Below are 2,301 nucleotides of genomic sequence, written 5' to 3' on the forward strand. Positions count from 1 at the left end.
AATGAAAATAAGGACTTAGTTTTCCTTCTATTTTAAGAGGTTTACGTGGTAAAGCTATCAAATACAGAAATTAGAAAACTAGATGATGCAGCCAGAGCAGGGTGGTTATATTATGTTGGCGGTAACACACAAGATGAAATTGCCAAAAAGCTAAATATATCTCGTCAATCTGCACAAAGAATGGTCGCATTATCTGTGAGCCAAGGATTAATTAAAGTTAGACTTGACCACCCGATTGCTAAATGTATGGATTTGGCCGAAAAATTAAAAAGCCGTTTTGGGTTAGATTCGTGTGAAGTTGTACCGAGCGATCCATCTGAACCTTCATCTACATTAGGTTTGGCTCAAGCTGGCGCGGCAGAAATAGAACGTCATTTAAAATCAGAACAACCCAAAGTACTTGCTATGGGAACCGGTCGAGTTTTACGTTCATGTGTAGATGAGCTAAGAACCGTTGATTGTCCGCAACATAAAATTGTAGCAATGCTAGGCAATATGGCTTTGGATGGATCGGCTTCACCTTATGATGTTGTAGTAAGAATGGCCGAACACACCAATGCAAAACATTATCCAATGCCATTGCCAGTTTTACCAAGAAGCATTGAAGAAAAAGAACAATTACACGCACAACAAAATATTACCGGTAATTTAAAACTCGCTAAAGATGCCGATGTAACATTTGTGGGTATTGGTAGCTTAGGTGAAAAGTCGCCATTACATATAGATGGTTTTATTGATGCGCAAGAACTTAAAGAGCTACAAGATCTTGGTGCTGTTGGTGAAATGATTAGTTGGGTGTTTGATAAAAACGGTAAGCTTTTAGATTGCACAGTTAATCAGCGTGTAGCAAGTACGCCATTAAAAACAAATGCTAACAAACAGATTTATGCGATAGCTGCTGGTGAAGAAAAAGTGTTAGCCATTTTGGGCGCGGTAAGGTCAAACATGATCAGTGGATTAATCACTAACGAATATACAGCTGAGCGTTTATTAAGTATTGATTAAACAAATTGAGAAATAAAGTATCTGTTTCAGTAATACCTGTTATTGTAATAAAATCACTTAATGTCCGATACCGTCTAGTATTGGACATAGTAAGGGCGCATTTAAGCGCTCTTTCTATATATACATTAACTACCTATAATTTATATTATGTTAAATAGATTAAATAAATACATAACCAAGTTACTCACCTTCATTAATTAACGTATAAACGCGATATTTTGACTATTTAATAAGCATTAACCTACTTATCTTAATAGTTAATGTTTTTCCCATTTACGCTATTAGCTTCTTGAACATATAAAAATACCGCTTGGTTATTAATATATCCAAGCGGTATTAACAATAACTTCCTAGTAGATATTTCATCCAGTAAAATTCAAGATGTTGAATTTAATGGCTTTTCAACTATCCTACTGATCTACTTGCTGAGACTTTAGAATTTTTTATCATTCATAAATTCACTAATAAGCTCAGATACTTTATCTGGATACTCATCAACAACCCAATGTGCGGCTTTATCTATCCAAACCAATGATGAATTTGGAATTGCTTCTTCTAACATTGGCGCATATTTTGGCTTTTGAAATTTGTCTTCTTCACCCCATAATATGAGTGCTTCATGAGGTAAGCTTTTAAGATCGCCTGCAATAGCTTGTGTATATTCTTTATTGAGTCTGCGCATGTTACTAAATAAAGCGGCTTTTCCTTGCTCGTTGCTCCATGGTTTTAAGTATATTTCCATTAACTCTTCAGTCATTACGCTAGAATCATATACACCTTTAGGCATGAAATCTCTTAATGTATCAACAAATTCAGCTACACTTGTCTTTTCTTCTACACCAGGTTCTAGCAAAGGTTCAAATTCTGGTATTGGCCAAGAATCAAAACATACACTATCTATTAAAACTAATCCGTTTACTTTATCAGGATGATTTACCGCCATTAATTGAGCAACACCACCACCAATATCATGTGCAGCAATATTAACTTTAGAAATACCGAGTTCTTCCATAAACTTACACATTATTCTACATTGCGCATTTATAGATACATCGGTGTTAATTGGCATATCTGACTCACCAAAGTTTAGTAAATCAGGCGCTATTACTCGATGTTCTGATGCGAGTTTGGGCATCACATTTCGCCATAAAAATTTGTTAGTTGGTATGCCATGTATTAATAATAAAGGTGTGCCTTGTCCCATTTCTTGATAAGCAATTTGATGACCTTCTACTGTAACGTACTGTGTTTTGCTCATAATTTTGCCTCGTTAACTTTAAAAATTATAATGTTTAA

General features: G+C 35.0%; 2 protein-coding genes. One reads left to right on the forward strand and one right to left on the reverse strand.

Annotated features, from left to right (window positions below; all coding sequences use genetic code 11):
• Window positions 1-45 precede the first annotated feature (45 nt).
• The gene (locus tag H5072_RS17270; protein WP_002960874.1) at window positions 46-1,005 is read left to right on the forward strand and encodes a sugar-binding transcriptional regulator; all 960 of its coding nucleotides are present in this window, start codon (window positions 46-48) and stop codon (window positions 1,003-1,005) included.
• A 433-nt stretch (window positions 1,006-1,438) separates the two neighbouring features.
• Here H5072_RS17270 and H5072_RS17275 read toward each other — a convergent pair whose 3' ends face one another.
• The gene (locus H5072_RS17275) at window positions 1,439-2,263 is read right to left on the reverse strand and encodes an alpha/beta fold hydrolase (protein WP_170070910.1); all 825 of its coding nucleotides are present in this window, start codon (window positions 2,261-2,263) and stop codon (window positions 1,439-1,441) included.
• Between the last annotated feature and the right edge of the window lie 38 nt (window positions 2,264-2,301).

It is taken from the genome of Pseudoalteromonas sp. SR45-5 (assembly GCF_014163565.1).
GTDB lineage: Bacteria > Pseudomonadota > Gammaproteobacteria > Enterobacterales > Alteromonadaceae > Pseudoalteromonas > Pseudoalteromonas distincta.

What these genes read in the sequence shown, in the direction of transcription:
- H5072_RS17275 (WP_170070910.1), bottom strand. Translation starts at nt 2,263, where the DNA reads ATGAGCAAAACACAGTACGTTACAGTAGAAGGTCATCAAATTGCTTAT.